The 6,278-nt window shown below is 69.8% G+C and carries 7 protein-coding genes; 5 read left to right on the top strand and 2 right to left on the bottom strand.

The features are described from left to right. Window positions 1-225: 225 nt before the first annotated feature. The gene (locus tag BKD30_RS08835; RefSeq protein ID WP_076704068.1) at window positions 226-1,095 is read right to left on the bottom strand and encodes a Nif3-like dinuclear metal center hexameric protein; all 870 of its coding nucleotides are present in this window, start codon (window positions 1,093-1,095) and stop codon (window positions 226-228) included. Between the two features lie 65 nt (window positions 1,096-1,160). On the opposite strand from BKD30_RS08835, the gene msrA reads away from it, so the two are divergent. The 3 genes from msrA to epsC all read left to right on the top strand — a co-directional run bounded on the left by msrA (window position 1,161) and on the right by epsC (window position 3,370). Further along, on the top strand, window positions 1,161-1,685 hold the full coding sequence (msrA, locus tag BKD30_RS08840; RefSeq protein WP_076704073.1) for a peptide-methionine (S)-S-oxide reductase MsrA: 525 nt from the start codon (window positions 1,161-1,163) through the stop codon (window positions 1,683-1,685). Window positions 1,686-1,814: 129 nt separating this feature from the next. Then, window positions 1,815-2,750: a cysteine synthase A gene (gene cysK, locus BKD30_RS08845; RefSeq protein WP_076704070.1), complete on the top strand. Its 936-nt coding sequence runs from the start codon at window positions 1,815-1,817 to the stop codon at window positions 2,748-2,750. A gap of 32 nt (window positions 2,751-2,782) precedes the next feature. Continuing rightward, window positions 2,783-3,370: a serine O-acetyltransferase EpsC gene (epsC, locus tag BKD30_RS08850; RefSeq protein ID WP_076704071.1), complete on the top strand. Its 588-nt coding sequence runs from the start codon at window positions 2,783-2,785 to the stop codon at window positions 3,368-3,370. 67 nt (window positions 3,371-3,437) lie between these two features. On the opposite strand, the gene gndA is transcribed toward epsC, so the two are convergent. Next, a complete protein-coding gene (gene gndA, locus BKD30_RS08855) occupies window positions 3,438-4,838 on the bottom strand; it encodes an NADP-dependent phosphogluconate dehydrogenase (RefSeq protein WP_076704074.1) in 1,401 nt (466 codons plus the stop codon). Between the two features lie 420 nt (window positions 4,839-5,258). On the opposite strand from gndA, the gene BKD30_RS08860 reads away from it, so the two are divergent. Both BKD30_RS08860 and BKD30_RS08865 read left to right on the top strand, forming a co-directional pair. Continuing rightward, a complete protein-coding gene (locus tag BKD30_RS08860) occupies window positions 5,259-5,837 on the top strand; it encodes a type IV toxin-antitoxin system AbiEi family antitoxin domain-containing protein (RefSeq protein WP_235861575.1) in 579 nt (192 codons plus the stop codon). After that, on the top strand, window positions 5,834-6,250 hold the full coding sequence (locus BKD30_RS08865; RefSeq protein WP_218189288.1) for a nucleotidyl transferase AbiEii/AbiGii toxin family protein: 417 nt from the start codon (window positions 5,834-5,836) through the stop codon (window positions 6,248-6,250). The genes BKD30_RS08860 and BKD30_RS08865 overlap by 4 nt, the downstream gene beginning before the upstream one ends. The last annotated feature ends 28 nt before the right edge of the window (window positions 6,251-6,278 follow it).

The raw sequence follows: 6,278 nt of genomic DNA on the forward strand, positions 1-6,278 counted from the left end.
ACATACAGTTCGGTTACGAGGGTGTCCAGATCGGCGTCCATGACGAACCTCCCAGTTCGACGAATGGGGTAGCAACGCCGATCTTGGACACCCTCCCTATCTCATGGCACGTCGCCACGCCGTACCCGACCCCTTGGAATAGGTCATCTAGTGCAGCGGCACCCGGCCAGAACGGCACCCGGACGGAACGGCCGTGCCCGGCCGGCCGAGGTCGGCACACCGACGTCAGGGCGTGAGGATGAAGTCCCACGGGTCGGTGTTGAGCTGGCTGACCCGCACGTCGGCGTCGAGTCCGTGGTCGTCCAGCGCGCGCTCCAGCGCCCGGGCCGCTGCCGGCAACCACAGCCACTCGCTGGCGAAGTGGGAGACGTCCACCAGGTAGGGTCGACCGGCGACCGCCGCTTCGCGCGCCTCCGACGCCGGGTGGTGGCGCAGGTCCGCGGTCACGTACACGTCGGCGCGGGTCGCGCGCACGGCGTCGAACAGGGAGTCCCCGGCGCCGCCGCACACCGCGACGGTGCGGACGAGCCCGTCCGGATCCCCCGACACGCGCACCCCGCCGGCGACGGCGGGCAGCAGCCGGAACACCCGCTCGGCGAAGTCGGCGAGCGTGCAGACGTCGTCGAGCTCGCCCACCCGGCCGATGCCCTCCTCGCTCAACCCGGCCGCGGCCGGCTGCAGCGGCCGGGCGTCCCGGATCCCGAGGGCGTCGGCGATCACGTCCGAGACGCCGCCGATGGCGCTGTCCGCGTTCGTGTGGGCGGTGAGCAGACCGCAGGAGGACTCGATCAGCCGGTGCACGACGTCGCCCTTGAACCCGTCGGCGGCGACCGAGGTCACCGGGCGCAGCAGCAGCGGGTGATGGGTGATGAGCAGGTCCGCGTCCCAGTCCACGGCCTCGCCGACGACGGCGGCCACCGGGTCGACGGCGAACAGGATCCGCCGCACGGGCGCCTCGCGTCGGCCGACCACGAGCCCGACGGCGTCCCAGTCCTCCGCCAGCGAGCGCGGCCACAGCTCCTCCACCAGGTCGCACACGCGTCCCAGGGTCGGCGTGCGGGCGTCCGGGCGGGAGTCCTGGTGCGGGGCGACCATCCCTCAGTTCTACCGCAGGGCGGCTCCCGGGAATGATCGCACCTGCCGTGCGGTTGACCCCGCACGTGAAGACCTATGTGCTGGCCGGAGGATGCTTCTGGTGCCTGGACGCCGTCTACCGACGACTGCGCGGCGTGACCGACGTCGAGTCGGGGTACACCGGCGGCGGCTACCCGGACCCGGACTACTACACCGTGTGCAACGGCACCACCGGCCACGCCGAGGCGGTGAAGGTGACGTTCGACGAGACCGAGATCCCCGCCGAGGTGATCCTCGACGTGTTCTTCGCCACGCACGACCCGACCACGCTGAACCGGCAGGGGTACGACGTCGGCACCCAGTACCGCTCCGCGATGTTCTACACGGACGAGGAGCAGCGGCAGGAGTTCGTCGACGGCATCGAACGGGCCCAGGCGCTGTGGCACGCCCCCATTGTCACGGAGGTGAGCCGGGCCTCGACCTGGTATTCCGCGGAGGACGTCCACCAGGACTTCTACTCGCGCCAGCCTGGCAGTGGCTACTGCCAGGTGATCATCAACCCGAAACTGGCCAAGGCCCGGAAGTATTACTCCCAGTGGCTGGCGGCCTGACCCGCTCAGGGCCGGACCACTAGGCTGGTCCCGCCCGGAGCCACGCCCGGTGGGGCGCGGACGGTCGCCCCGGGCATCGATGTCTCCCGTTGCACTCGGGCCCATTCCCACGCAGAGAGTGAGAGCATATTGGCACGCATCTACGACGACGTCACGCAACTGGTCGGCCGGACGCCGCTGGTCCGGCTCAACCGGCTGACGGAGGGGCTGCCCGGCAACGTGGCGGTCAAGCTCGAGTTCTACAACCCCGCCAATTCGGTCAAGGACCGGATCGGGGTGGCGATCGTCGACGCCGCCGAGAAGGCCGGCGCCCTGAAGCCCGGCGGCACCGTCGTCGAAGGCACCAGCGGCAACACCGGCATCGCGCTGGCGATGGTCGGCGCGGCCCGCGGCTACCGGGTGATCCTCACCATGCCGGAGACCATGTCCACCGAGCGGCGGGTGATGCTCCGGGCCTACGGCGCCGAGATCGTGCTCACCCCGGGTGCCGAGGGCATGCGTGGAGCGGTCGACAAGGCGAAGGAGATCGTCGCCACCACGGAGAACGCCATCTGGGCGCAGCAGTTCGCCAACGCCGCGAACCCGGCGGTCCACCGGGAGACGACCGCCGAGGAGGTGTGGTCGGACACCGACGGCGAGATCGACGTCTTCGTCGCCGGCATCGGCACGGGCGGGACCATCACCGGCGTCGGCCAGGTGCTCAAGGAGCGCAAGCCCGGCGTGCGCATCGTCGCCGTGGAGCCGAAGGATTCCGCGATCCTCAACGGGGGCAAGCCCGGCCCGCACAAGATCCAGGGCCTCGGCGCGAACTTCGTGCCCGAGGTACTCGACACCGGGATCTACGACGAGGTGTTCGACGCGACCGTGGAGGACTCCGTGCGGGTCTCCCGCGAGCTGGCCTCCCGGGAGGGCATCCTCGGCGGCATCTCGTCCGGCGCCATCGTGTGGGCGGCGCTCGAACTGGCCAAGCGGCCCGAGAACGAGGGCAAGCTCATCGTCGCCGTGGTGTGCGACTACGGCGAGCGGTACATCTCCACCCTGCTGTACGAGGACATCCGCGGCTGACCGTCCCCCTGCCAGACCGACCGAAGGACACCGTGAGCTTCCTCTCCCGCCTGCGCGAGGACCTGCAGACCGCCCGCACCCACGACCCGGCCGCTCGGGGCGACCTGGAGGTCGCGGTCGTGTACTCGGGTCTGCACGCGATCTGGGCGCACCGGTTGACCCACCGGTTGTGGCAGCGGGAGTCGACGCGGACCCTCGCGCGGGTGATCTCCCAGGCGGCCCGGGCGGCGACCGGCATCGAGATCCATCCGGGCGCGACGATCGGGCGCCGCTTCTTCATCGATCACGGGATGGGCGTGGTGATCGGGGAGACCGCCGAGATCGGTGACGACGTGATGATGTACCACGGCGTCACCCTCGGCGGCCGGTCCCTGGCGCGGGTGAAGCGGCACCCGACCATCGGCGACGGCGTCACGATCGGTGCGGGCGCGAAGATCCTGGGGCCCGTCGTCGTCGGCACCGGCTCCGCGGTCGGCGCCAACGCCGTCGTCGTCAAGGACGCGCCGGAGAACTCGATCCTCACCGGGGTGCCGGCGAACGCCCGCCCGAAGCGCTCCGAGCAGGAGAACGCGCCGCTGGTCGATCCCGCCGTGTGGATCGATCCGGCCATGTGGATCTGACTCACTGACCACGACGGGGCGGCCCCGAGGAGCGGGGCCGCCCCGTCGGTGTGTTGCCGGGGAACCGTCAGTGCGTGTCGACGGCCTCGATCTCGCTCTTGTCCTCGCCCCAGAGGGTGTGGAACGTGCCCTCGCCGTCGATCCGGTGGTAGGTGTGCGCGCCGAACAGGTCGCGCAGGCCTTGGGTCAGGGCGGCCGGCAACCGGTCGCGCCGGAGGCCGTCGTAGTAGGCCAGCGACGAGGAGAACACCGGCGTCGGGATCCCCAGCCGGGCCGCCGTCGCCACGACCCGCCGCCACGCCGGGACCGCGTCGCCGATGGCCTTCGCGAACGCCGGCGCGAACAGCAGGTTCTCCGGCTCGTTGCCGGGGGCGTAGGCCTGCATGATGTCGTCGAGCAGTTCGGCGCGGATGATGCAGCCGGCCCGCCACAGCGAGGCGATCCGGTCCAGCTTCAGGTCCCAGTCGTACTGCTTGCCCGCGAGGTTGAGCATGTCCAGGCCCTGCGCGTAGCTGACCAGCTTGGACGCGTACAGGGCCTGCCGCACGTCGTCGACGAAGGACTCCGGCACGTCGACGTCCTCGGTGCCGGCGACCAGGGTCTGCTCCGCGACGGCGCGCTGGTCCCGCTGCGAGGAGAGGCCGCGGGCGAACACGGATTCGGCGATGCCCGTCACCGGGGAGCCGAGTTCCAGGGCGGCGATGACCGTCCAGCGGCCGGTGCCCTTCTGCCCGGCGGAGTCGACGACGACGTCGACGAACGGCTTGCCGGTCTTCGCGTCGGTGTGCGCCAGCACCTCGGCGGTGATCTCGATCAGGAACGAGTTGAGCTGCCCGGTGTTCCACTGCCGGAAGATCTCGGCCTGCTCGGCGGGCTCGATGCCGGCGCCGGAGCGCAGCAGTTCGTAGGCCTCGCCGATCACCTGCATGTCGGCGTACTCGATGCCGTTGTGCACCATCTTGACGAAGTGCCCGGCCCCGTCAGTCTCGATCCACGCACAGCAGGGCTCGCCGTTGTACTTGGCGGAGATCTTCTCGAGCATCGGCCCGAGGGACGCGTAGGACTCCTTGGACCCGCCCGGCATGATCGACGGCCCGTTCAGCGCCCCCTCCTCGCCGCCGGAGACGCCGACGCCGACGAAGTGCAGGCCCTTCGCCGAGAGTTCCTTCTCCCGTCGGATGGTGTCCAGGTAGAGGGAGTTGCCGCCGTCGATGATGATGTCGCCCTCCTCCAGCAGCGGCACGAGCTGCTCGATGACGGCGTCGACCGGGGCACCGGCCTTGACCATGACGAGTACCCGGCGGGGCCGCTCCAGGGCCGCGACGAACTCCTCGAGGGTCTCGGTGCGCACGAAGTTCCCGTCGCCGCCGTGCTTGGCCAGCAGGTCGTCGGTCTTGGCCTGGGTGCGGTTGTGCAGGGCGACGGTGTACCCGTTGCGGGCGAGGTTGCGCGCCAGGTTCGCGCCCATCACGGCCAGGCCGGTGACGCCGATCTGCGCGGTTGCCTGTTGCGCGCTCGTCGCACTGCTGGTCGCACTGCTGGTCGCGGGAGTCTTCTCGTCGGGCATGTTTCCTCCGTAGGTCACGGCGCCGCTGCCACGCTCGACGACGACGCCCGGTCGGGGTCCTCTCCCCGCTGCGGCCGTCGGTCATGAACGCTGTGCAGTCGCAGGCGCCCGACGGCGGGAAGCTCTGGGTCGATCCTAGTGACGCCGTGCCGGCCGGTTCCATCCGGTGCGCGCAGTTGCCGCGAACGGGCCTGGCGATCCAGTCGAGCAGCCGGTAGATGGTCAGCGTGTCAGTGGTCAGGTCACGGCTGTGGATCGGCTCGTGGTGCGGGAGCGAGTTGGAACGATTCGTTACCAGCTAAACTTATGTGTAAGCGTTTCGTGCCGAAGAAGGGTGATGACGTGTCGGCGGTGAAGCCAGGTACGGCCGAGCAGGCCGGTCTGTCGCGCAGTGCGTTGTATCGTGCGGCACGTCAGGGACGGCTTGAGCGGATCGCGCGCGGCATATACCTGCCCGCGGACGCGCCGGTAGCGGACTGGGACCGTATTGAGGCCGCGACCCGTCGCCCGGATGCAACGATCTGCTTGGCATCGGCGCTCGCTCACCACGACCTGACCGATGCGATCCCCATCGCACTGGATGTCGCGATCCCCCGCGGGACGCGCACCCCGGCCGGCAGAGGTGCGATCGCGTGGCATCAGTTCGATCGGGCCACGTTCGACATCGGCCGAGAGGAGATCCCGAATCCGGGCACGGATCAGACGATCGGGATGTACTCGCCTGAACGGTCGATCGCGGACGCGTTCCGGCTGCGTGGCGAGGTCGGGTACGAGCTCTCGAGGGAGGCACTGAAGGAGTGGCTGCGCCGCGGCGGCAAGCCAGCTCGGCTGATGGAGATCGCCTCTCGCCTTCCTCGCGCGAAGTCTCCCGTCCTGCGTGCGTTGGAGGCGCTGGCGTGAGTGCGAACGATGCGGTGTTCCGCCGCCTCCAGTCCGCGGCCCGCTCCACAGCGGCGAAGACGGGGACGAATGCGCCGACGCAGGAGTACCTGATACGGCACACGCTGGAGTCGTTCCTGGATCGTCTCACTCGGACAGCCCATGCCGAGGACTTCGTGCTCAAAGGTGGCATCCTGCTGGCCGCCTACGGCGTGCGGCGGCCGACGAAGGACGCCGATGCGAATGCCGTCGATGCGGACGTCACCGCCGATCACCTCGTCGCGGTCGTTCACGACATCGCCGCGGTCGAGTGTCAATGGCCAGTACGAACTGCCCGCGTGTGGTCAGTAGTATTGCCCGCTGGTGGCCAGGGAAACTGCCTGGTCATGGCCAACAGATCTGCCCACCCGGGGGTTCGGTGGTGTTGGCCATGAGGTGGTGCTCGGGTCAGTTCATCGTGGT

The sequence above is a fragment of the Tersicoccus phoenicis genome, from assembly GCF_001968835.1.
Classification (GTDB): domain Bacteria; phylum Actinomycetota; class Actinomycetes; order Actinomycetales; family Micrococcaceae; genus Tersicoccus; species Tersicoccus phoenicis.